The following is a 25,028-nucleotide window of genomic DNA, read 5'->3' on the forward strand; positions in this document are numbered from 1 at the left end:
CTACAATGCTCATGGTGTCCAAAAAGATCGGTAGATACGAGATCGTCGAAGAGCTTGGCCGCGGAGCCATGGGAGTTGTTTATCTTGGCAGAGACCCCGTCATCGACAGAAAGCTCGCCATTAAAACGATCCGGATCATGGGGCTGCTGCAGGACGACACTTCCGGTGAATATCTGGCTCGCTTTTACCAGGAAGCCCGGGCTGCAGGGAAGTTATCGCATCCAGGTATCGTAACGATCTTTGACGTTGGCCAGGATCCGGAGACCGGCATGCATTTCATCGTCATGGAATACGTTCCCGGACCCAATCTTAAATCCATTCTTACCGATCCTTCCAGGACCATTTCCTTTGATCTTGTCGCACGTATTGGCGCCAACGTGGCTGATGCATTAGCTTACGCGCACAGACACCAGGTAATCCACAGGGATATTAAGCCGGCCAACATCATCCTCTCCTCCCACGATGTAATTAAGATCACCGATTTTGGTATCGCAAAACTGCCCCAATCCGAGTTGACATCGGATGGGCAATTTGTGGGAACGCCGAGCTACATGAGCCCGGAGCAGATCCGTGGTCTGAAGGTGGACAATCGCAGTGATATTTTCAGCCTGGGGATCGTCCTTTATGAAATGGTCGCTCGTGCCAAACCTTTTCCTGGAGACGACCTGGCCACGGTGAGTCACAAAATCGCCTACGAGCCTCACCAGCCTCTCAAGGAAGTCTCCCCGGATATCCCTCCAGAACTCTCATACGGGATTGATCGAGCCCTTTCAAAGGAACCGGAGCGAAGATTCCAGGATGCCATGGAAATGGCCGAGCTCTTTCGAAGCTACCTTCTCAAGACGAAAGCCGGACAGATTGAAAAAACCCAGGTCCTGCAGACGGAAGCGACTGTGGTACGCAAGTCAGCACCGACACCTCCCGGACCCACCGCACCAACGGCCCCTCCATCCATGAAGCAGGAACAAGCAAAGAGACCCCCTGCCGGCCCGGTTTCCTCGCCTGCCCGTCAACCCGGAAGAAAAACCCTCTTTCTTACACGATATCGGAATTTCAAATCCCGTATCGCTGACCATCCGACCCTGTACTTCCTGGCACTCCCCATTTACTGGCACTGGGTCGCACTGATCCTTGCGGGAACGCTTCTGGTCACCGCAGTACCGATTGCACTCATCGCATCAAAGATCAATTCCCAGACCGATATTTCGATTTCCCAACCGTCCATGGAGCGCGTGGCCCTGAGAAAAGCCCTGCTCAAGGAAGCGGAAGCAGCTCTGGCTGAGGGTAAACCCGAGCTGACACTCCAGGCAGCCACGACCATCCTTGCCGACACCCCTCTTGCCCCCTACCCCGCCCTCCTGTACAAGAAGGCGCTGGATGCGATGAATAACCCTGACAATACTGTCGAATCTCAAGAGGATGCTTCCGGACCCATCGATGTGTCCAGCCAGATTGCCCGTGCAAGAGTTCTTTACGATCAGGGCGAATATTCCGACGCCGAACGCGTCGTCAATGAAGCACTCGCCCAGGACCCCGCCAATCGAGAGGCACGACAGATTCTGGCCATGATCTCCGTAAAAAAGGAGATGCTCAAACAGAAATACCAGACACCCGTATCCATTCAACCGGAATCGAAACCCAAATCCTCCACCCCTGCGTCCTCTCAGGCAGCGGCACGGCTCTCCACGATCCAATTCAACTACGACTCGCCAATCGGAGAGGGCTTTCTCATGATTAACGCCAATGGAAAGCAGGTTTTTCGCGAAGAGTTTGACTTTGTAAAAAAATCAGGCCTGTTCAAAACAAAAACCGAATTCCTCGGAGGCTCACTCAAAGGGAGTTTTGCATTGTCCCAGGGAGAGCACAGCGTACAGATCTGGGTCGTCAGCCGAGGGAAGGATAAAGTGAACACCTATACCAGCGAGAAGGTGCGTATCAATTCACGATTCGACTACAGCTGGAATATCATTCTGGATGCTGAAGCCAATAAAGTTCGTGTCGAGATTGCGGAGGAAGCCCATGCCGACTCAACCCAGTGAATCGATGGAGGCCGTTCCCAACCCCCATACTGATATCTCTTACGAGGTAACAATGGTTTGCCCGGAATTCACATGTCTCTGCCCCCGCACAGGTCAGCCGGACTTTGCGACCATTACCGTCACCTACATTCCGGGACCATCAATCGTCGAATTGAAATCATTTAAACAGTACCTTTGGACCTATCGGGAGCAGGGATTGTTCCACGAGGATGTGACCAATCGCATTCTCAAAGACCTTGTGGCGACCCTGCATCCGCGATTCATGGAGGTAGAAGGGGATTTTTATGTGAGGGGCGGGATCCACACAACCGTACGCTCCACATTTGCGGAAGATGATGATGTCTGAAGTTCCATCCCGCGAGGAAGCTCTCTCTCTCCTGAAGGAATATACGACCAGCGACCGGTTGATAATTCACGCTCTGGCCGTGGAATCCGCCATGCGAGCCTACGCGAAGAAATTTGGGGAAGATGAAGAATACTGGGGTATCATCGGACTGATCCACGACTTTGACTATGAACGATTTCCCACACCGGAAACCCATGTTCATGAGGGTATGAAGATTTTACAGGAGAGGAATTACCCTGAAGAGATGATCAGGGCCATTGCCTCTCATGCGGATTACATGGGAATTCCGAGAGCCACCTCTCTTCAAAAGACACTTTATGCCGTCGATGAGCTCTCCGGCTTTATTCTGGCAGCCGCCCTCGTGCGTCCCTCTAAAAAACTGGCTGATCTATCCGTAAAATCCGTAAAGAAACGCTTTAAGGACAAGGCATTTGCAAGGAGCGTCGATCGTGATGCGATCTTTCGGGGCGCCGAGGAACTCGGAATTCCCATTGAGGATCATATTGCCTATGTCATTGAAGCGATGCTCCCTATTTCCGACGAGCTGGGTGTCTGATTTATTTTCGCCATTCCAATTTTGTCCGTGATATGATGTATTCATATCTTTTCAGGGAGGACCCTATGCTCTTTAGACGACTTTTATTGCTGGCTCTCATTTTGATGATCCCTCTAGCTCTCACAGCCCAGGATTATGCAACCCCCGAGTCACCGAGTCGCCAGGGGATCTCAACGATCCTTGGAGCAGGCGCCAGGGCACTCGGTATGGGAGGAGCCTTTACCGCTGTGGCCGATGATGCGACCGCTGCTTCCTGGAATCCCGCCGGGTTAGCGCAGCTAACCAAGCCCGAAGCCTCCTTTGTTTTCGACCACTTTTCCGGATCGATCGATACAGAGTGGCTCTATACGAGGACGTACGACGAGGGATTCATGTTTGAAGGCACACAACAGTTCCAGGAAGGGTCCCTTACCTACAATGGGGTGAGCTTCCTCAGCGCCACGTATCCCTTTTCTATCAAAGAGCATCCCTTTGTCACCCAGATCAGCTTCCATCGGCTCTCCACATTTCCGGCGTTTCGATCTACCTGGCTGGAACGATGGTCGCTCCTTGATACGGATAACATCCTCTATACCACGGAAGTCTATGATTACAAGACAACAGCGGACTATACCGGAGGAATCAACGCGACCACACTCAGCCTTGCCACAGAACTTGGATCAGGATTTCGTCTCGGAATCAGCTTGAACTATATGGACGCCGATATTACCAATAAGAATTATTCAAGTTACCGGGCGACCTACCAGGGCTACTATTCCGGGGATGTTTACCTTTGGGATTTCTGGCGCAAGGACTCATTTCAGTACACCTTTTCGGACCTTAACTTTGACTTTGGTCTCCACTGGAAATTATCAGACTTCGTAACCGTTGGAGCCGTATATCACAGCGCCTTTGAGACCGATCTCGATTACAGTTCCACCAGCGAGCTTTTCGATTCCTCCATAAATTACCTCTACTCACCGGTCAGGGATAATGGGAAAAGCCAGATATCCTGGCCAGACGGTTACGCGGTGGGCATTGCCATTCATCCAACGAATCTCTTTACGATCGCGCTGGATTACTCGGTTACGAACTGGTCCGAAGCCAAGCTGGATTCCATTTCCGCAGCCGGGTTCTACTATGATTCCAGCACCGGCCTCTGGGTTCCGGCCATCTTTAGCGGTGAAGATGTACCCTACCCGTACTTCTCTTACTCACAGCAGGAGGATACATCCAGCTGGCGAATCGGGATGGAATATGTCTATATTCTGGGAAAGGCAGCCATTCCGTTCCGCCTCGGGTTTTTCAGGGAAGACCAGATCGTCAATTACTGGGATGCCGGAGAAATCCCCACCTATGACGGAATCACAATGGGAACGGGAATCACCTACAACCGTGTTCAGTTCGATATCGCCTGGGTTCATACCACAGGAGACGAAAAAGGATATTACGGGGAAACCTTCGCTGGCGTCCTTGATGAGCAGGTTTCATCCACCAGTATTTCCAATGATCGTGTTTTAGCGTCACTGATCGTACGCTTTGATTGAAACCCCTTTCGAGGGCAGGGTGTACTGGTTCGGCACCCTGCCCCCGTCCGAATCGGGGATTGCAGAATATAGTTCACGTCTGGTCCCTCTTCTGAAGAACCATCTTACGCTCATTGCCATCGACCCGAAGCATTCGCGAAGTGTCCCCTCGCAATTGGAACCCTCGTCGAGAAAGATCTATCACCTGGGCAACCATTCAATCAATCGGGAAGTGTACGACCTTGCGAGTCTCCATCCCGATATCGTCGTCATGCATGACACATCCTGTTTCAATGCTATTCCCCTGCCGAAAAAAGCAGAACATTGGCAGAATCTGGGAGTCTGGATGCCCCGGGTGGAAGATCTGGTTCCCTGGCTCAAATCGTTCCTGGAAAAACAGAACCTGATTCTGGTCCACGATGATGATGCCGCCTGCCGTCTTCGAATGATGGGCGTTCAGACACCCGTTGCAGTCGTTCCTATGCCCGTGGCTCTTCCATCTTCTCACAGGCCTGCGGATCCGGAGGGATCTTTTTGCGCCGGGGTCTTTGGATTTATGGGTTCCAACCGAAACCTTTCTCTCATTGATTCCATCTGCTCCGAACTCGCAGTCCCGCTCTATCTTGTCGGACAGCCCGAATCGGAATTCACATCTTCTCAGCAGGGTACAATCACTACCGGCTGGGTATCGACCCAGGAGTGGTGGAAGTACATGAAGAAGGTGCATTTCACCTTCAATCTTCGATACCCGTTGATGGGAGAAGTCTCACTGACCACACTGGAATCCCTTGCGTCAGCCCGCCCTGTCATCGTTTTCGATGCCGGTTCCTATGCCTCCCTGCCCGATTCGGCAGTCATTAAAATTCCGCCTGTAGGTAAAATCCGGGATTTGTTGTATGACGCGATCATGAACCTCCGGGACCATCCCAGACAGTGCCGGGAGATGGGCTGGGCCGGGTACCACTTTATTGAATCTCACCACACTCCGAACCGAACGGTAAAGGCCTACCTGCGAGTTCTAGGTACGAATGCCTCCTGAATTGAGCAGAGAAACCAGGTCCTGTTTCGTTTTCCGGAAGAACTTCGCCTTCCAACTTGTTTTCCGGAAAGAATGAATACGGATTCCGAGAAAGCGGTTTCGATGTTTGATTCAAGTAATATTGAATCTCTTCATAACAGGATGCGTTCTTACCGCCCCACAGAACTTCCCCGGGGATTACTCACTCCCGCATCCGTCATGATTCCCCTGTCGATTGAGGACTCGGACATATGGATCACCTTTGTCCAGAGGACCAACCATGTGAACCATCCCGGACAGATCTCCTTCCCGGGAGGCCATGTGGAGAAGAGCGATTCTGACTATTGTTATGCAGCCCTGAGGGAGGCCAGGGAAGAAATAGGCATTCCTCCGGAAAATATTTCAGTGATAGGCTGCCTGAGTGACCAGATCACTCCTTCCGGGTTCTGGATCCGGCCCTTTGTGGGATTGATGGACCGCGGCACTCCCTCCATCTCCGATCCCGGAGAGATTGCAGAGATTCTACAGTTGCGGCTGCAAGACCTCCACATTCATCACCTTAACCCGACGATGTATCGCTGGAAATCGACCGTAATCTGGGGAGTGACGGCACGAATGGTCGACGAGTTATTGTCAATCCTTCCTGCTGGAAAGCAGATCAGGGACTAGCATTGGGTCTCCTCTATCTTCCAGCGTTCCTGAATGACACGAAGAAAACGCGGCCTGTATATGAGATCGAATGTGGATTCCTTACCCGGGAAAAGCTTCATTGCATGCATGCGAACGTGCTCCATAACAGAAATAGCCTCCCCGGGTGACAAGGCCGGATCCGTAGCGATCAGCTGCAGCCCGAGATCCACAATTCGTCTCAATGTCCTTATCCGGCGGTCTTCTTCCTCTTTTTCCACGATATAATAATAATCGATGAAAGAAATCCTTGCCGTTGCCCGTCGCGCCGCCCTTGCCGCAGGGGATCTGCTTCGATCCAGATGGGAGTGTCACGAAGCCCCCCGGGGTGAAGCCAAAGCGCCCTATGATCTCGTGTCAGAAGCGGATCGTGCCAGCGAGGAGATCATTCGCTCGATTATCCACAGGGCATTTCCGGACCATGCCATTCTCGGTGAGGAAGACGGCCTTCAGGGAAGCGGGGACACTCAGTGGATCGTTGATCCCCTTGATGGAACAGCGAATTTCCTCCATAGATACCCCTGGTGGAGTGTTTCTATTGGAGTAAGAGCAGGAGATCGCGAACTTGCGGCCGTAGTTCACAATCCCCTCACAGGAGATCTCTTTACTGCAATCAAAGGGCACGGAACCATGATGAATGATCGCCAGGTCCGTGTTTCTACACCTTCCCCCCTGTCCATGGGCTTTATTGCCACGGGATTTCCCTTCAGGCACCGCGAAAAGCTTGATCGCTATCTCTCGATCTTCCATTCGGTTTTCTTACAGTCCCGGGAACTTCGCCGGACGGGTTCCGCAGCCCTGGACCTGGCTCTTGTGGCATCAGGAGTTTTTCATGGATTTTTTGAATTTTCACTTTCTCCCTGGGACATCGCGGCAGGTACTCTCCTCGTCAGGGAAGCCGGCGGTATCGTAACAGATTTTGAAGGAGGACCTGACTTTATGGAATCTGGAGATATCGTTGCCGCATCTCCGGATATCCACCAGCTCCTGCTTCGAATCATCAACGAAATTTAGGACCTGGTGGTATAATAGGCGGCTATGGACGAAAATCGTTGTCAGATATGCAAGAAAGAAGCTGAACTCTTCTCGTTAAAAAAATGCCCCATGTGTCATCGCCATTTCTGCGAAGCGTGTGAGGTCAAGCACGGAGGACTGGGGTTCTGCAGCAGAGATTGCGGGTTCATGTTCTATGACCCCGGTGAAGACGGGGAAGGAGATTATTAGGAGGCACCATGAGCGTCTATCCCATACTTCGTATGCGCAGGCTTCGCCAGAATGATACCTTCCGACGGATGGTCCGGGAAACCGGTTTAAGCGTAAATGACTTAATCTATCCACTTTTCGTAATTCCCGGCGAGAACCTTTCCCGTGAAATCCCTTCCATGCCCGGAGTATTCCAGTATTCTGTGGATCGGCTCGAGGAAGAAGCCAGAGAACTAACCCGACTGAAGATCCCCGCCGTGATCCTTTTCGGAGTACCTCCTGAAAAAGACAGCGTGGGATCCGGAGCCTACGATCCTGATGGCATCATCCCCGGGGCGATCCGGGCAATCAAGGCCGCTTCTCCCGAATTGATGGTAATTACCGATATCTGTCTTTGCGAGTACACGGACCACGGTCACTGTGGCATCATCAAGGACGGCCCCTACGGGAAGGACATCGACAACGATTCCACCCTTGAACTGCTCGTAAGAGAAGCTCTGGCTCACGTACACGCAGGGGCTGACATGGTTGCCCCATCCGACATGATGGATGGCAGAGTGGACGCCATCCGCACAGCCCTGGATGAAAACGGGTTCGACCACGTTCCGATCATGGCCTATTCCGCAAAATTTGCATCTGCATTCTATGGCCCGTTTCGTGACGCTGCCTATTCAGCCCCTTCGTTCGGCGACCGTAAATCCTATCAGATGGACCCTCCCAACGCACGGGAAGCTCTCCGTGAAGTGGCGCTGGATATTGAGGAAGGTGCAGACATTGTCATGGTCAAACCGGCCCTTGCCTATCTGGATTTGGTACGGCTCATCCGGGAGTCCTACAACATTCCACTGGCCTGCTACAATGTGAGCGGTGAATACAGTATGGTAAAGGCAGCGGCTCGTATGGGCTGGCTGGATGAAAAGAAAATCGCGCTGGAAATGCTTCTCGGGATGAAACGTGCGGGGGCTGATTTGATTTTAACTTACTGGGCGAAAGATGCGGCCCGATGGCTGGAGGAAGTGAATGGGTAAACTATCGGAGGATCTCTTTTCCAAAGCGACACAGCTGATTCCCGGAGGAGTAAACAGCCCCGTTCGGGCGTTCGGTTCCGTATCGGGAAAACCGGTTTTTATACAGAGTGCCCATGGGGCCAGGATGGTGGATGTTGACAACGTAACTTATATCGATTACATGATGTCCTGGGGGCCGATGATCCTTGGCCATGCACACCCGTTTGTCATTGATGCCGTCAAAAAAGTACTGGCTCGCGGGACGAGTTATGGAGCCCCATCCCCCCTCGAGGTGGAGATGGCGGAGATGATCTGCGAAGCGATTCCTTCAGTGGAAATGGTCCGCATGGTATCGAGCGGAACAGAAGCCGTCATGTCTGCCATTCGACTGGCACGGGCCTCGACAAAACGTGATCGTATCGTCAAATTTGATGGCTGTTACCATGGACACAGTGACTCACTCCTCGTTCGCGGTGGATCTGGAATCCTGACGCTTGGGATCCCGGGAACACCCGGTGTTCCGAATGATGTGGTCAAAGACACCCTGGTTGCGCCTTTTAATGATCGTGAAGCTCTGACAAATTTGTTGTCCGAACAGGGTAGTACGGTCGCCTGCGTGATTGTGGAGCCCGTTGTTGGAAATTCGGGCGTACTTCCTCCCGACGAAGGGTATCTCCAATTTTTAAGGGACATTACCCGCCAGCATGGGATTCTGCTGATTTTTGACGAAGTCATGACCGGCTTTCGGGTGGCCTACGGCGGAGCCCAGGAACTCTATGACATCCGACCGGATCTGACGACACTTGGAAAGATCATAGGTGGAGGGTTTCCTGTCGGCGCCTACGGCGGTTCAAAGGAGATCATGAGATTGATCGCTCCCTCCGGTCCCGTCTATCAGGCAGGGACTCTGTCCGGAAATCCTGTCGCCATGGCCGCTGGGCTGGCCACGTTGAAAGTTCTCCGGAATCAGCAGACCTATTCCGACCTGGAGGAAAAATCTGCGACCTTACAGAGTTCTTTTGAATCACTTGCGGAAGAGTATGGGATTCCTCTGACGGTAAACCGGGTAGGAAGCATGCTTACAGCCTTTTTCACGGAAGGTCCGGTTCGAAACCACCAGAATGCTGCCGCTTCGGACACGGCGATGTTCAAGCGATTCCATCAGCTCATGTTTGAAGAAGGCATTTACCTGCCTCCATCCGCCTTTGAAGCTCTCTTCCTCTCCCTGGCACATTCCACCAAGGATCTTTCCCTGACCGCCGAAGCGGCCGAAAAGTCCATGAAAATCATCGCCAAGGAATTTGAGCTGGGACCTTATCGGTAAAAGAGAAGACGAACCGTAAATTCTGACTCTTTCGATTCTGTCCAGAACCGGTCGGCAAGGAAAGCGATCTGGGTCGGCGTAAGGATCTGCGGCCGACCTTCCCACTTTTCCAGTATTTCTCTGGGATCACCCGCAACGGTGACCGCTGCGATCAGTGCATCCCTCTGGTCGAGGTGGACAAGTGAAATCCCGACTCTGGATCTGTCTTCCTCAAGGTCCAGACCTTTGATGATCGAGTCCAGAGTAAGCCTGAAGAGCTGGCTCTTGAGCACAGGCATGCCCAGTCGATGAATTATTTTCTTCATGGCATCGGGAGTCATTGCTTCCATATCTCCATTTTACACGAAATCCTCGAAATAGGACCGGGCCTTAACGATATCCTCGTGAATCTGGGCCTTGAGAGCTTCTGCATCTGAAAATCTCTTTTCACCTCGAAGATATTTGAAAAACCTCAATTCTACATATTCCCCGTAGAGATCGCCAAAATAGTCGAGAATATGTGTCTCGATCAATCTCGCGCTACCCTCAAAGGTTGGACGGATTCCAATATTGGACACGGAAGGAAGAAATTTCCCATTCCCTCTCACCCTGACCGCAGACAGATAGACCCCATCACCGGGCCAGAGCTCGTTTTCTGGTTCAAGGTTGACCGTGGGGATCCCCATAGTCCTGCCCCGGCGGACACCTCTCACGACCGTTCCCGTCATGGAAAAGGGTCGATCCAGCATTTTCCCGGCTGCTTCCACGCGCCCCTCCTGAAGAGCCGCACGGATTCGTGAGGAGGATATCGGGACATTCTCCATGACGACGGGGGGAATGGCTTCAAAGAAGAACCCACAGGATTTCCCCATGGATGCAAGCAGGGAAAGGTCACCCCGTTTCCTGTGGCCGAAACGGAAATTCTGGCCAACGATCAAACCCCGAATTGCAAGTGCGTGCACAAGGATTTCGGAAACAAATGCTTCAGGTTCCATAATGGAAAGAGTCCGGTTGAAGGGCAAGGTGATCAAGCCCTGCAACCCGATATCCTTTGCGAATTCTACTTTTTGCTGCGGAGTGTTGATAAGAGGAGGGGCCTTGGAAGGAATGAGCACACGGGACGGATGAGGCTCAAAGGTCATCATGATTCCCGGGCAATTCATGAGCCTGGCTTCCTCCAGGACTCTGGAAAGAATCGCTCTGTGACCCAGATGAAATCCGTCGTAGTTTCCGATAGTCAAAATGCCTTCCCGAAGAGGGGCAGGATCATGGAGGGAATCCAGATGGATCATACCGGGCGCGCCCTCAGGTGGTAAGGACCGGCAGACATAATTTTGACAGAGACGAAATCTCCCGGGACAAGCTCACCGCCGGCCGGCAATGTAACCTCACCATCGATATCCGGTGCCTGTCCTTTATGTCGGGCAACGACTTTTTTCGTCGTCACCTCATCTACGAGGACATCCAATGTCTTGTCAACAAGATCCTGATTGTACGCTCGGGAGATTTCAGACTGGATCGCAGCCAAATCTCGAATCCGCCTTCTTGCCACCGAGCGTTTCACTTTGTTTTCCAGCTGAGACGAAGACAGGGCGGCGTCATCATCGTACGCAAAAAATCCCGCATGATGAAATCGGGCTTGTTCCAGAAATAACCGGAGAGTTTCAAACTCCCTGTCACTTTCTCCCGGAAACCCGACGATGAAGGTCGTTCGAAGAACGATGTCCGGAAGAATGGTTCGAATCCGTTCAAGCATCTTCAGAAAGTGAACGGCAGATCCTCCCCTGTTCATCCTGCGCAGGATTGAGGTATCCGCATGTTGCAGGGGTATATCCAGGTAGGGAACGAGCCTTGGTTCTCTTGCCATCAGCTTGACCACATTGATGTCAAGCGTTTCCGGGTACGCATACATGATACGGATCCAGCGGAAACTGCATGAATGGAGGAGACTCTCCAGCAAATGGAGAAGTGTTCGTCCCTTTCCCAGGTCTTTTCCGTATGCGGTTGTATCCTGAGCGACCAGGATCAATTCACTCACGCCTGCCTGTTCCAGGTTTTTTGCCTCATCGAGGATTTCCGTCAGACCTCGCGATCGAAAGGGTCCGGTAAGCCGTGGGATCAGGCAGAAAGAACACTGATGGTCACACCCCTCAGCAACGTTGAGATAGGCATGGGAAAGGGTTGTAAGACATCGGCGAACACTATAAGGATCGTTCTTCAAATCCAGATAGGGAACGATATCTTTGACCCGGTCCAGCGGAAATACTTCATCTATTTCCGGAATTTCTGCTTTCAATTCACTCCCAAATTCAGCCCCCATGCATCCAGTCACGATCAACTTTTGCAGTTTCCCCGAGCGTTTCAATTGAGCCGATTCCAGAATCCTGTCAATGGATTCCTGCCTGGCTGGATTGATGAAACCGCAGGTGTTGACGATGACGATATCTGCGTCCTCGGGGACGGAAAGGCTCACCCCGGCCGAAACCATCATTCCGGCCAGACGCTCACTGAGTGTCTGGTTTTTGGGACAACCGAGGTGAATTATGCTTGCGTTCATCTTACGAGTATTCCACCCGTCAGGTGCACCCTTTATGGGCATGGCCTGATAGAGAATTCATCATGGTGTAACCAATGGAGGTTTCGGAATAATCCCTTACCAGGTAAAACTCATTGACCAGTAATTATCTCCCTCGTTGAGCTCATCCACCGTTCCATTGATATCTGCACGTAATCCCAGTTCGTGCTGTCCGGGTGTAAAGGTATAGGAGAAGTCATCCACGGAAAAAATCTCTCCGTCATTAAGATCGGTCACCGTCCAGGTCTGCACGATGACGTTATCGACAGACAGTGCGACGTCAAAAGGAGTGGTGATCTCTTTTGTACCATCATTCTTGATGGCGATGTCGATGTACGTAGGACTATTCTTAGGGAGAAATCCTCCAACCTTGTGAGTGTTTTTCTGTGAAGAAGGAATAATCGGATAATCCCAGCCTTCCGGGATATAGGGAATGAGATTGGTGTGCTTGAAGAAGCTAGCTCCCACAAACACATTGTTTGTGAACAGGTTATCGGAAGTGTGACTTTCCCACAGGCGCTTGTAGGGATCGATATTTACAGAGAAAACCTGTGTCCCGCCCTCCAATGAGAGAGGAACATTGTCCATCATCCAGAGACCTCCCCCGCCAAGAGTTTCATCCGATACCCACTCCCCGATCATGGTTCCATTCAGGAAAAGCTGAACTTCAAAGGGAATCGTCACTTCCTGATTGAGATAATTTTTAATTACCCAGTGGACATAGGCAACCGTATTCCCTGTAAGCGTGGCGAGGTTATGATCATCGAGAGCGTAATTTACAATCAACGGTGCGACCCATCCTGGTGGAGTAACATGACCCATGTCGACTTTTGCAACGGAAGGAACCCATGTCTCCGAAGAAGTATATATATTGTTGGATTCATTATTTTCAGGAACAGTTCCATTTGGATCCAGAACCAGCGAAAGCTGGTGCAGACCATTGGAGATGTCCAGGTTTGCATCCCTGAAAAGATAAATTTCTCCAGGATTCAGGGCTGCGCCGGATGAGAGAGAAGAAACCACGTTTCCATCAATCAGAACATTCACATCAACAGCGGCGGCCAGAAGACCATTGTTGATCACCCCAAAGGAAAGGTAAGTGGGCTGACCACTGACCAGCATGGTGTTAAGAACGCTCTTGTCCCTGTATGCCAGAATTACTCGATCTTCCCATCCCTCAGGCTTCGTAAAGGCAAAATCGGCGAGTTCACCGGTCGTCTCCTGAATCGGTTCCTGTACCGGGATAAAGATGGCGTCGCCGGTCCCGTTGTCGACAATGGAAATGAAGGCAGTGTAAGGGGCACCATCACTTTCCAGCTTCAGGGCGCCGGCAAGAATCCCCGTCAGGCCAAAATAGCCGGGAAGATCGGTGATTCGAAATAGCTGACCTGGTTCCACCGTGAGGATTTCGCTGGATCGTAATTCTCCTGAACCTTCTTCCAGCGTCATGGTCAGGGAAAGGGTTTGATCCCCAAAATTGACGACCCCAAAGTTGGTCCGGAATACTCCATTTTTGATGACGGGGAAGAGGACCGAGCTGTTTCCTGTCGGTTCCTGGCGATCCAGATCCAGGAACGGAACCTGCTGGCCATAGGTCTTCAAACCTTCGGACGTGTAGGTTCTGGAAATCATCTGGAGAGGTGATGCCGGTGAGACCGAACACCAGATTGAATCCGTCATCTCTGATTCACCAAACTCTTTGAACACGACATCCCGGATGGGAATCAGATTCTGGCTTTCCACCGTTTTCTGAACCGTTTTATCGCCCATCGACAGGTTCAGGACCGCACTCTGCGCTCCTGGATTCAGGGCCCAGATATCGGTCTGCCAGAAGGTCTGGTAGCCTCCAGGGGCATGTGTGGCTACGGGCAGGAGGAAGTTTTCCGAATTGGAACCGAGGGGCGCTCCCGGAATGAAGATCGCATCCCCACTTTCCTTATCCACGACGGAGATGTATGCGGTCACGGGGTTTCCCACACTTGTCGTGATCGTGATGTATCCTGCGTCCAGATTTAACGAATGGTATTCAGCAAAAACAGAATCGAACTGCCGATGTTCCAGAGGAAGCATCGAATGCGAAAAACTGAAGACTTCCAGACCCTGCTGGTTGTATCCCTTTATCATGGCCGTGCCAATATTCGACCCGAGGTTAACAAGACCGAGGTTGGTTCGAAATTGATCGTTTTGCCTTGCTCCAGGCAGCAGAAGGGCCTGTCCGCCGAGAAAGGACGCCATTTTCATCGCGGGAACAAGCTGGCCATAGCTGCCCTTATCCACGACATTATAGGTCCGGGAAGAAAACCTGAGATTCTCGCTTTCTGATTCAACAATGAGCCACCCAAATGAATTCGTTTCAGAGAAGACAGTTTCAAGAACGTTGGATACGATCTCAACTCTGTGGTTCACGGTGATTGTCTGGACGTCACGGACCGCGAGGCCATTGGCACTCGATGGCATAAATACCAGGGTGACGTCATGGGGCTGACCATCGGTCAGAATATAGAGATCTGTCATCCAGTTTGTTTCAAAGTTACCCTGAATCCTTGCGGCAACCGGAAGTACCCACTCTCCGGCCACGCTCATCGTGGAGAAAAAGCATAGAAGTAAACCGTACAAGAATTTCATAAAGCCTCCTTCAGACATGGAGATAGGCGTATCTTATCAAAAAGAGCACTGCAACGGCATAAACAATCCAGGACGTCGATCGTATCCGTCCAGAGATAAGAGAGAGAAATGCATACGAAATAAAGCCGAAAGCGATCCCCTCCGTGATGGAAAAGGTAAGCGGCATGACGATCATAGCCAGGTAAGATGGGATGGCTTCAACAGGATCGTCCCAGGGTATCTTCCGGGTCAGCTTAAACATGAGTAAACCGACGATAATCAGAACAGGAGCGATCGACGGGTAAAGCGTTACATCGGGCGAGAGAGAAACCCCCTGTCCCACCATGGCAATAAGGGGATAGGCAAAGAGACTGACGAGAAAGAGCCCGGAAGTAATCAGGTTGGCTGTACCGGTGCGCCCGCCTTCAGCCACTCCCGTCGTACTCTCGATATAGCTCGTCACCGTGGAAGTTCCCAGAAGTGCTCCCCCGACTGTTCCCAGGGCATCTGCCAGGAGGGCATTCCGGGCCCGGGGAAGCTTGCCGTTTTCCATAAAACCGGCACTTTCCGCAACCCCGATAAGGGTGCCGATGGTGTCAAAGAGATCAAGAAAGAAAAAGATAAAAATGACATCAAGAAGTCCAAGGGAAAAAGCGCCGGGAATATCAAGGGCAAGAAAGGTCGGTGCCAGAGAGGGAGGGAGAGAGAAAAGTCCAGAATAGGAGATGAATCCGGTAAGAGCACCCAGCACGGTCGTGGATAAGATTCCTATCAGCAAAGCGCCTCGGATTCGAAGTGCTATGAGAGCAGCCATGAGCGTAAGTCCAAAGAGAGAGAGAAGCACTACGGGTGAGCCAAGATTCCCAAGCCCAACCAGCGTCCCTGGAGTATCGACGACGATCCCGCTCCATTCCATTCCGATCAGGGTGATCAGCAATCCGATTCCAACGGCAATTCCGTACTTCAGAGAATCAGGAACCGCGTGTACGATCCTTTCTCGTACTCCCCAGATGGAGAGGATCAGAAAAAGCATTCCCGAGATACACACCGCCCCGAGAGCCTTCTGCCACGCAATCTGCATTCCCAGAACAACCGTGAAAGTGAAGAAAAAATTATGCCCCATGGCTGGAGCCAGGGCAATGGGATACCGTGCCAGTACGCCCATAAGCAGAGTGGCCAGAGCACTGGAAAGCGCGGTTGCTGTAAAAACTGCACCATGGTCCATTCCCGCCTGAGCAAGAATCACCGGCTGGACAAACAGAATATAGGACATGGTCAGAAATGTTGTCGTTCCGGCAACACTCTCGGTACCCCATGAACTACCATATTGAGCGGGAGAAAGAATTGGGACCTTCATCCGGAGCCATCATATCACGTCGGGAAAAGAAGCCGCAACACGGCAGCCCTTTTCACTCGCGATCTGACCGTCCGATCCGATCAGAGAGTTTCGGCCTGAGAATTTTCCTTAGAGCCGTTGCGGATAGAGCCTGCAAATACGAAGAGTGACATTATCAGGAAGCCTGAATCCCGAACCACTTCCTTAATCGAAATCGCTTCCCCCTCATTGGAAAAACATCCACATCCCGTATCGATACCTCTCATCCAGGCACTGATCATGGCAATGATAAAGACCACCATCATGATCGTTACAGCCAGGGAAGCTGCAGGAGCCTTAAAGTTGAAAATTAAAAACATACCGAACATGAGTTCTATCCAGGGGAGTGTCAGGGCCACCAGATTCACAAGAAAGACGGGGAGAATATGATAGTTATTGATTCCATCCGCAAATTGATCCGGTCGAAGAATCTTATGGAACGACGCATAAACAAAGATCGCTCCCAGGGCGACACGTAATAACGGGTAAAGATAGCGTTTCATCATGACAGCCCTTCCTTTATGGGGAGATCCATTTCCTTCCACTCTTCCCATCCGCCAAAAAAGACATACACTTCCGGGAAACCTTTCTGAATCAGCTTTTTCGCAAGATTGTGGGACGAGTCACAGGCAGCCCCGTCACAGTACACGACGAGAGCCGGTTTACTCTTCAGGACGGGTTGAAGTGGATCATAGTACTTTTCCAGGGCTTCCCACGGTAAGTTTACGGCCCCTTCAATATGACCTCTCTCATACTGGACCCGTGGACGGGAGTCCACGAAAAGGTATTCACCCATAGCGTAAAAATTGTTTGCCATGAGGACATCGATTTCAATGGGATCAGGAATGGCAGGGTCATCCACAGTGGGAGGCGGCGGGGTTCTGATAAATTCAATTTTGTGTGGATGGACCAGGTTCACACATAATCCTACGGCCGAAGCCAGCAGGCCCCAGATCACCATGGATAGAATCGTCTTGCGCAGACTCATTGAAACATACCCCCTCTGATCTCTGAATTCTCTATTGTATACGACGCAGGGTCAGGATCTGTTGCGATGGAACATTTCCCTTACATTCGCCCATACAATCGTAAAAATCGCTCTCACGCCGTCCTTCCAGCCGATTTTTTTTCCTTCAGCATAGGATCGACCGTGATACGCGATGGGAACTTCATAAACTCTGTGACCCGCATGGGCCACCATTGCCGTAATCTCAGGCTCAAAACCGAAGCGATTCGACTTCCAGCGGGGAGGAAATATCGCTTCCCGCCTGAAAACCTTGTAACAGGTTTCCATATCGGTGAGGTTAAGGTTCGTAAACATGTTGGACAGGAGGGTAAGAAAACGATTCCCTATATAGTGCCAGAAAAAGAGAACCCGGTGCGGACCTCCTAAAAATCGAGACCCATAAACGACATCGGCCAATCCGTCAAGGACGGGTCCTAAAATGACGGGATAATCACTGGGACTGTATTCGAGATCGGCATCCTGAATAAGGAGAACATCACCGGTCGAAATTTCCACTCCTGTCCGCAGTGCTGCCCCTTTACCCCGGTTCACCTCATGCCGGTTGTGAAGGATATTGCATTCCGGGTGGTTCTGAATAAATGCGTCGAGACGACTGGAAGTATCATCGGTGGAAGCATCATCCACAATTACAATTTCACGCTGAATCACGTTTGGAAGGGGTGCGGTAATGACGCGTTCCAGGAGGGTGGTAATTGTCCTGGCCTCGTTGTAGACCGGTATCAGGATGGACAATTTCATTGGACGACTTTCTGTGCCTCGAAGGTCTGACTTCTGGTGGAACCATCGGTGAGACAGACCTGAACCTGGATTGTACCGCGTACAGGTCCACTGATATAGATCAGACCCGACTCCCATACTTCGTGGGGAGCCACATAAAACTCGAATAATTTTATCGTGTCGCTCACTCCCCTCGACGTTTCCTCTTTTCCACGTAAGAAGCGATATTTATCAAATTCACCCGGCTCAACCGATTGAATGGCACCGGGCGCGATTTTCCAGGCGACATAGGTTCTTTCGATATGATATTCCGAAGGAAAAGGGCTCTTGTTCACAAGACGCAAAACATAGCCTCCCTTTCTCGGCACGAGCCACACTCCCAGATCCGGCCCCATGGATTGATTCGCAAAGGCTCGTATCAGAGCCTGGAAGAAGACACCGGAACGCTCCTGATCCGCAGGGAAGGGTCCATAGATGGATCCCAGATAATTTCCATCAAGGGCACGACTCGATCGGGCGGCGTGCTGAATCGTCTGAGGAAAATTGGGAATCATGGCACGGACTCTGTCCCCCGCAGAAAGGGTGCTTCCCTCCCATGTGACGGCCCGGTCAAAGGTGAAGGTATGGTAAGATCCCGTCCGATCCAGCGTCAGAGGTTCGTGGGCATCTCTTACTCCATACATTGTGGAAAGTCGATCCAGATCGGGATGAAATACCAGTTCCATAGGTCCGCTTGCAGGTTCTTTCCAGGCGATGGGACTGCAATTGAATCCCAAGGCATAAGGACCCTCAGGCAACCAGTCTGAATGATCCGGAATCTGGGTAAACTCCTTGACCAGGGAAGAAGAACGGGACAGAGGGTAAGTGAATCCCTGGGCCCGCACCAGAGTGAAGTCTATGTCACCCTGATTCGTCTGCACAGGTTTTGGAGGAGAAAAACCCAGCACTTTATTTCTCTGGTGCAATCCACTGCAGAGCTGAGACAGAGATTCAGATTCCAGGCTGCTCACTTCATCCACAGCAAGGACAATTCCCTTGACATCGGCTCCTGCACTGCCGAACGTTTTACTCCAGCGGTCAAAATTTTTCAGGATCATGTCCTTCGATCCCGCGAGTTTCGTAAGGGAAGGTATCGTCACCACGAAATAGACGTTGAGGATTACTTCGCCATTTACTGTCGGTTCAGACGGTTTTTCCGGCGAGCCCGTGATCAGAAACAGATTTTCGAATCGTGTGGCTTTCATGTCTTCCTGCAGGGCCAGGGGTATATCCACTTCGGGAACGACGAGAAAGACTCCCTGATGAGACGGGATAGCCGCCGGGAGCATCGCGGCAAGGAGAACGATATACAGGATTCCAACCGGTTTTACCATGGCAGAATATTGTATCACGGCGTTTTACCGGGAGGAAAGTGAATTCGTATGATGAATCCGCCATTCTCTCTATTTTCCGCCTCCACATGCCCCCCATGGTCCGATATAATCCGACGCGCAATGGCAAGCCCCAGTCCTGTCCCTCCGACTTTGGTCGAGAAATAAGGCTCAAATATCTGATAGAGCATGGCATCTGGCACACCCGGGCCTTCGTCGGATATACTCAGAATAGTGGTTTCCTCGCTGGCGGAAAGAAGTACTTCTACGGGAGGGCTTGGAGATGAAGACTGCAATGCGTTATTCATGATATTCAATACAGCTCTTCTCAGCAGCCGCTCATCCCCTTCGATCCACACAGGACCTTCAGGAAGCAGGATCGTGACATTCCCGTGATGGAGAAAGGGGGCGAGCCATTGTTCGATGGAGTTACGAAAATCAAAGAGTTCTTTGTGAGCCTCCGTAATCTTTGCAAAATCTGAAAATTCAGATGCGGTTCGATTCAATTCATCCATCTGTTCTATCATTTCCACCGTCAACTGTGGAAGCTCCTCCAGCAGTTCCTTCGGGTTTCGATTTGCAATCTCGTTTATATAATCCAGCGTAAGCCTTAACGGAGTCAATGGATTTTTAATTTCGTGCGCAATGATGCGGGCCATCCGGAACCAGGCTTCATATCGTTCACTCTTCATCACATCCGTGAGATCTTCAGCCACAATGAGCATACGATCTCCATGTAAAGGAACCTGCTGAATCTGCCATTCCTGTCCGGCTGAGACCATCTTATTCTTGGCTTGAAGAATATCCTCCAGAGAGACCGTAGAGAGAAGGTTACGAAAAGCTTCATTTGCCTGCAGGATCGACTTGTATTTGTCCACAAGGGCCACAGCGGGAGGAAGATTGTCCACAAGAATCGCGAGGGATTCCTTTTCCTTGCGAAGTGTGTCCACCATGGAAACAAGAGCTTGAGAGAGAGTTTCCACCTCCCGGGCTCCATATTGAACGGAGAGATGGGAAAGTTCACCGGACATTACTGAACGTGCTTCCTGTGTCAGATGCAGCAGAGGAGAGACAATTTTCCTGGATGAGGCAAGAATGAAGAGAAGTAAAAGACCGAACAGGGTCAAACCCGTACCGGCCAGGATATCAAACCATCGCGGGAGAGCAGGAGCCAGATCCTCGCGGGGCCTGGAGAAGGCAACCTGTGTGAGTGATCCCGGGAGAGAGATGAGAATCATGCTCTGGGCACCGGAGACCATGGACACAAACCCGCTCTTTTCCAATTGTTCCAGGATGGAGGGGCGCAGATCCCGCAGAGTCGGCTCAAAGTCACCCAGACCCAGCAAGGTCGAATAGACAAGGTGCCCCTGACGATAGAGAAGAAGATGACTTCCGGCCAGTTCTGAAAGCAAATAACCAATCTGCGGATCATCGAGAGCCTGATCGTTCAGGAGTTGATCGGCCATTCGGGCAAGCTGATCCGCTCGTTGAAGGAATACCTGCTGCCTGACTTCAACCGATGAATAGGTCACGGTCATCCCCAGCAGGATCGCGATACAGATAAAGAACACAACAAGAGCACTCAATGCTGCTACGAGAAGCTGCCTGACCAGGGAACCTCTCGGAAAGGGACGGGTGGTAACCCAGAAGGTACACCCCAGGAGAAAGGCAAGACCCAGCAGGGTGAAGGGAAAGGTACGGAGATCGTCAGGGACGGCAAAGAGGTAGTAGTTGTTTCCATCTCTCACCCTGTAAATCCAGCCGGTCCCCCATCGATAGATCCAACGATCATATCCTGCACGCCAGGCGGGAGGTAACGCAGGTAAGAGTGGCCTGCCTTCATAGGAAAGTAATTCACCGTTTCTTCCGTAAAGAGAGAGCAGATGGTGCGGACGATGTCTTCCCTTCCAGGGAGACACATTCAATGGAATCCGGGGGTCATCCACCATCACCCTGGTGAGGACATTTCCCCAGGGACGTCCCTCCATTAATACGGGAAATGTTGCGTGATAAATGGGGCGCACATACCCGAACACCTGTTCTTCCGTCACCTGCCAGAACGATTCCGATTCAACCCCCACCTCGGGAATGGCCACGTTTGAATAGGTGGAGACGACTCTATCGTTACGGACCACGGAGAGAGAAACAAACGTGCCCCTGGCCAGAAGGCCACTCTCGCGGGCAAGAATGGAGGCCAGGGAATCCCAGTCCGTGAGGTACGCCGCATGGGGAAAGAGATTCGTAAGATCACAATCTTTAAAGAAGGTAATGACGGGACCGTTCAGGTACGCGAGCTGAAGAAGGCTTCGATGCACGGTCCTTCTGGCTTTCTGGAGCTCAATATCTCTTTTCTGAAAATCTTCCCTGGCATAGTGGGTAGGTACCAACGTCATAAAAACCAGGGTTAATGGCAAAAGAACCGGGCTGAGTGCCCCTCTCAGAACGACATATCCAACAAGGGCGACCACAATCAGCGCAGGCCACGGAAAGGGAAACCAGGGCGTCGACAGCATAAGCACAAGGACAATGCCGTTCAGGAGTAAAGAGGATGTTTTCCCGGGAGTTTCCTTTTCCCTGATGGAAATCATCAGGGAGGTCATCAGGATCAAACCTGCAATTACCCACCCCCAGAAGGGTTTTGAGGATTCTCCAAAATTTCCGGCCGCAATCAATGTAAGAAGGATGAAGGAACCGGTTACTGCCACGAAAATCAACCCCCGGAAAGTCCTGGTTCTCTTAATCAACCGGGGCCGCAGGAGCATGATGGTCCACCCGACAGCACACAGCGTCAGCAAGGTATCCAGAGCGGTTGCCATCCATGGGTACAGGAATGTGAGACTGAATTGAGTCGAATCCACATACCATCCCCTGAACCCCATGGAGGCCCAGGGCACGGGGATCAGGAGGATTCTCAAGAATAGCGGCGCCCAGAAAGGAACCCGTTTGATGGCCGATAAGATAAATCCAATCAGAAAAAGGATGCTCTGGCCGTACATCCATCGCACGGCTGAGGATTTAAGGGATGTAAAAGGCAGAGTCGATACCTTTACCTGAAGCATGGGGGGGACATTCTGCTCTTTCCAGAGGTAGACCGCTTCCGCCTGGGTGGTCTGTTCGAGGAGGGGGGCAAACTGTCTGAGAGGAAAATAGAGAACCTGATCGATCCCGAAGGTAAGAGGGGTCTTTTCCTGCGGAAGAGCAAGCAGAACCTCTCCTCCCTTCACTTTCTGTATCTTTGTTAGAAGCCATCCTTCCAGCGTCCAGGACAGAGCGGAATGGCCCGAAACGGGACGCCTGAGAATATGATGATTCCACCGCATGGCTGAACCCGATTCATCATAGAGGGTCCACCATCCGTGGAAATGAGCCCGTTCCATTACCCTGTCGATATCATCCGGTTGAACATAGTCGAGATTAGCCAGGGCACGTGCAACCGATTCCAGGCTTTCATATCGGATGTGAAGGTACTCCTGCAGCCGTCTTCCCTGATGTTCCAGAATCCTCTCTCCCAGGGTCCTTGGAGGAATGAAAGCCGTGATCAGCAAAACCATGACGGGAAGGAGCATGCCCCAGAGGAAACTGCGCCATCGTCGGGATCCCAGCCCAAGGACAATTCCCAGAATCAGGGAAAATAGTGCGGTCATAAGATCGATTTACAGGATATTTCCGAAAGAGACCAGGCCGATTCGCTCTGTTCCACAACAATCAGGCACGATTGCCGGGTTGTGACTCCTGAAATGGAAGTATAGGTCCATTCCGCAAGGTACAGACCCATGCCTTTGGGAGGATTTCCCAGGTTATATTCTTCGATCGTAAAGGTTTCCGTCTTTCCCGACCGGGAAAGCTCCCGGATGAGAACGAGAAGCTGGTCCCTTCCAAGATCGAGATCAGAGATATCGGCCGGGGGCAGCGAGACCAGGACGGTGTGCTCCCGCGAGATAAATGTGCTCCATATGTCCGGATTCAGACTCTGAAAACCCTCCTGAATGGAGGATGCGGGCTGAAGAAGAACGAGAAGAAGGAGCCCCTGAATCACTTCATCATGGGGATCTTTATGCCAAAACGCCGCGCCATATCCATCGCTTCATCATACCCCGCATCCACATGGCGCATGACCCCGGTCCCCGGATCCGTCGTCAGTACTCTTTTCAATCTCCTTGCCTGGGCTTGTGTACCATCCGCCACAACCACCATTCCCGCGTGTATGGAAAATCCCATCCCCACTCCCCCACCGTGATGAATGGAGACCCAGGTAGCCCCTGCGGCAGTGTTTAACATCGCATTTAACAGAGGCCAGTCCGCAATAGCATCACTTCCATCTTTCATCCCTTCGGTTTCCCGGTTCGGAGATGCAACTGAACCTGAGTCGAGATGATCACGGCCAATTACGATAGGAGCCTTCACCTCACCACGAGCGACAAGGTCGTTGAATACGAGCCCCATCTTATCCCTCTCGCCATATCCCAGCCAGCAGATTCTGGATGGCAGACCCTGAAATTTGACCCTCTTCTGAGCCATCTGGATCCAGCGTTTTAAAGGCTCATTATCGGGAAAGGTTTCCAGAACGGCCTGGTCGGTACGATAAAGATCTTCCGGATCTCCGGAGAGAACGGCCCAGCGAAAGGGACCCTTTCCCTGGCAGAAGAGGGGGCGGATGAAGAGCGGCACAAAACCCTTGAAATCAAAGGCATTGTTCACTCCCGCCTTCTTGGCCTGCGCACGGATATTGTTTCCGTAGTCGAAAGTGATGGAGCCCCGCTCCTGAAGCGTGAGCATACTCCTCACGTGCAGGGCCATCGTTTCATAGGATTTCTGGATGTAAGACTCCGGATCTGATTTTCTGAGCTGGAGTGCTTCCGGATAGGTCATGCCGCATGGTATATATCCGTTGAGCTCATCATGGGCACTGGTCTGGTCGGTCAAGGCGTCGGGAGTGATATTCCGCTCGATCAATCGAGTCAGTAGATCGGTCGCATTGACGGCCACACCAATCGACACGGCCTCTCCATGTTCTTTTGCCTCCAGGGCACGGTCGATGGCCCTGTCCACATCGTCAAAGGATTCATCCAGATATTCCGTATCGAGCCTTCTCCGGATTCTGTCGGGATCGATTTCCGCAGCCAGACACACTCCCCCTGCCATTGTGCACGCGAGGGGCTGAGCCCCCCCCATGCCTCCCAATCCGGCGGTAACGAGGAGACGACCCTTGAGACTCCCGCCGAAATGTTGTCTGGCACACTCATTAAAGGTCTCGTAGGTACCCTGGAGAATGCCCTGGGTCCCGATATAGATCCAGGATCCTGCAGTCATTTGTCCATACATGATGAGCCCGAGGGCATCCAGTCGTCTGAACTCTTCCCAGGTAGCCCAGGCAGGAACCAGGTTGGAATTGGCGATGAGGACTCTGGGTGCATCTTCGTGTGTTTTGAAGATTCCGACCGGTTTCCCTGATTGAACCAGAAGGGTTTCATCGGAATCAAGAGACTGCAGGGATCTGACGATCGCGTGAAATGCTTCCCAGTTGCGGGCAGCTTTACCACTGCCTCCATACACCACCAGCTCTTCAGGAATCTCCGCCACTTCAGGGTCAAGGTTGTTTAGCAACATCCGTAAAGGGGCTTCCTGAAGCCAACCCTTGCACTCAAGGTCCGTCCCCCTTTTTGCGTGAACGATTGTCATACCGACCTCCTGAAATC

General features: G+C 51.7%; 21 protein-coding genes. 9 read left to right on the plus strand and 12 right to left on the minus strand.

Annotated elements, in window-relative coordinates:
• Positions 1-14: 14 nt before the first annotated feature.
• From PLD04_02170 to hemL, 9 genes are all read left to right on the plus strand, one after another.
• Positions 15-2,039: a protein kinase gene (locus PLD04_02170; protein HXK67124.1), complete on the plus strand. Its 2,025-nt coding sequence runs from the start codon at positions 15-17 to the stop codon at positions 2,037-2,039.
• Positions 2,020-2,385, plus strand: coding sequence for a preQ(1) synthase (gene queF, locus PLD04_02175; GenBank protein ID HXK67125.1), 366 nt, complete (start codon positions 2,020-2,022; stop codon positions 2,383-2,385). Before PLD04_02170 ends, queF begins: the two co-directional genes overlap by 20 nt.
• Positions 2,378-2,941: an HDIG domain-containing protein gene (locus PLD04_02180; protein HXK67126.1), complete on the plus strand. Its 564-nt coding sequence runs from the start codon at positions 2,378-2,380 to the stop codon at positions 2,939-2,941. The genes queF and PLD04_02180 overlap by 8 nt, the downstream gene beginning before the upstream one ends.
• A 65-nt stretch (positions 2,942-3,006) precedes the next feature.
• On the plus strand, positions 3,007-4,467 hold the full coding sequence (locus PLD04_02185; GenBank protein ID HXK67127.1) for a hypothetical protein: 1,461 nt from the start codon (positions 3,007-3,009) through the stop codon (positions 4,465-4,467).
• A gap of 19 nt (positions 4,468-4,486) precedes the next feature.
• On the plus strand, positions 4,487-5,485 hold the full coding sequence (locus tag PLD04_02190; GenBank protein HXK67128.1) for a hypothetical protein: 999 nt from the start codon (positions 4,487-4,489) through the stop codon (positions 5,483-5,485).
• 72 nt (positions 5,486-5,557) lie between these two features.
• On the plus strand, positions 5,558-6,133 hold the full coding sequence (locus PLD04_02195; protein HXK67129.1) for a CoA pyrophosphatase: 576 nt from the start codon (positions 5,558-5,560) through the stop codon (positions 6,131-6,133).
• A gap of 255 nt (positions 6,134-6,388) precedes the next feature.
• Positions 6,389-7,165: an inositol monophosphatase family protein gene (locus tag PLD04_02200; GenBank protein HXK67130.1), complete on the plus strand. Its 777-nt coding sequence runs from the start codon at positions 6,389-6,391 to the stop codon at positions 7,163-7,165.
• 218 nt (positions 7,166-7,383) lie between these two features.
• Positions 7,384-8,382 (plus strand): porphobilinogen synthase, encoded by a 999-nt coding sequence (gene hemB, locus PLD04_02205; protein HXK67131.1) that lies wholly within the window; start codon positions 7,384-7,386, stop codon positions 8,380-8,382.
• On the plus strand, positions 8,375-9,685 hold the full coding sequence (gene hemL / locus PLD04_02210) for a glutamate-1-semialdehyde 2,1-aminomutase (protein HXK67132.1): 1,311 nt from the start codon (positions 8,375-8,377) through the stop codon (positions 9,683-9,685). The genes hemB and hemL overlap by 8 nt, the downstream gene beginning before the upstream one ends.
• On the opposite strand, the gene PLD04_02215 is transcribed toward hemL, so the two are convergent.
• The 12 genes from PLD04_02215 to hutU form a co-directional block, all read right to left on the minus strand.
• Positions 9,676-10,014, minus strand: coding sequence for a hypothetical protein (locus PLD04_02215; protein HXK67133.1), 339 nt, complete (start codon positions 10,012-10,014; stop codon positions 9,676-9,678). The genes hemL and PLD04_02215 overlap by 10 nt on opposite strands.
• Before the next feature lie 9 nt (positions 10,015-10,023).
• Positions 10,024-10,956, minus strand: coding sequence for a bifunctional riboflavin kinase/FAD synthetase (locus PLD04_02220; GenBank protein ID HXK67134.1), 933 nt, complete (start codon positions 10,954-10,956; stop codon positions 10,024-10,026).
• Positions 10,953-12,221 (minus strand): 30S ribosomal protein S12 methylthiotransferase RimO, encoded by a 1,269-nt coding sequence (gene rimO / locus PLD04_02225; protein ID HXK67135.1) that lies wholly within the window; start codon positions 12,219-12,221, stop codon positions 10,953-10,955. Before rimO ends, PLD04_02220 begins: the two co-directional genes overlap by 4 nt.
• A gap of 96 nt (positions 12,222-12,317) precedes the next feature.
• Positions 12,318-14,864 carry a CARDB domain-containing protein gene (locus tag PLD04_02230; protein ID HXK67136.1) on the minus strand — a complete coding sequence of 849 codons (2,547 nt, stop codon included), beginning with the start codon at positions 14,862-14,864 and terminating at the stop codon, positions 12,318-12,320.
• A gap of 10 nt (positions 14,865-14,874) precedes the next feature.
• On the minus strand, positions 14,875-16,200 hold the full coding sequence (locus PLD04_02235; protein HXK67137.1) for an NCS2 family permease: 1,326 nt from the start codon (positions 16,198-16,200) through the stop codon (positions 14,875-14,877).
• 80 nt (positions 16,201-16,280) lie between these two features.
• Positions 16,281-16,721 carry a MauE/DoxX family redox-associated membrane protein gene (locus tag PLD04_02240; protein HXK67138.1) on the minus strand — a complete coding sequence of 147 codons (441 nt, stop codon included), beginning with the start codon at positions 16,719-16,721 and terminating at the stop codon, positions 16,281-16,283.
• The gene (locus PLD04_02245) at positions 16,721-17,206 is read right to left on the minus strand and encodes a rhodanese-like domain-containing protein (protein ID HXK67139.1); all 486 of its coding nucleotides are present in this window, start codon (positions 17,204-17,206) and stop codon (positions 16,721-16,723) included. The genes PLD04_02240 and PLD04_02245 overlap by 1 nt, the downstream gene beginning before the upstream one ends.
• Positions 17,207-17,257: 51 nt before the next feature.
• On the minus strand, positions 17,258-17,983 hold the full coding sequence (locus PLD04_02250; GenBank protein ID HXK67140.1) for a glycosyltransferase family 2 protein: 726 nt from the start codon (positions 17,981-17,983) through the stop codon (positions 17,258-17,260).
• On the minus strand, positions 17,980-19,335 hold the full coding sequence (locus PLD04_02255) for a hypothetical protein (GenBank protein ID HXK67141.1): 1,356 nt from the start codon (positions 19,333-19,335) through the stop codon (positions 17,980-17,982). The genes PLD04_02250 and PLD04_02255 overlap by 4 nt, the downstream gene beginning before the upstream one ends.
• Positions 19,336-19,349: 14 nt before the next feature.
• A complete protein-coding gene (locus tag PLD04_02260; protein ID HXK67142.1) occupies positions 19,350-22,976 on the minus strand; it encodes an ATP-binding protein in 3,627 nt (1,208 codons plus the stop codon).
• Positions 22,973-23,368, minus strand: coding sequence for a hypothetical protein (locus PLD04_02265; GenBank protein HXK67143.1), 396 nt, complete (start codon positions 23,366-23,368; stop codon positions 22,973-22,975). Before PLD04_02265 ends, PLD04_02260 begins: the two co-directional genes overlap by 4 nt.
• Positions 23,365-25,011 carry a urocanate hydratase gene (gene hutU, locus PLD04_02270; GenBank protein HXK67144.1) on the minus strand — a complete coding sequence of 549 codons (1,647 nt, stop codon included), beginning with the start codon at positions 25,009-25,011 and terminating at the stop codon, positions 23,365-23,367. The genes PLD04_02265 and hutU overlap by 4 nt, the downstream gene beginning before the upstream one ends.
• Between the last annotated feature and the right edge of the window lie 17 nt (positions 25,012-25,028).

The organism is Thermoanaerobaculia bacterium (assembly GCA_035593605.1).
Lineage (GTDB): Bacteria > Acidobacteriota > Thermoanaerobaculia > UBA2201 > DAOSWS01 > DAOSWS01.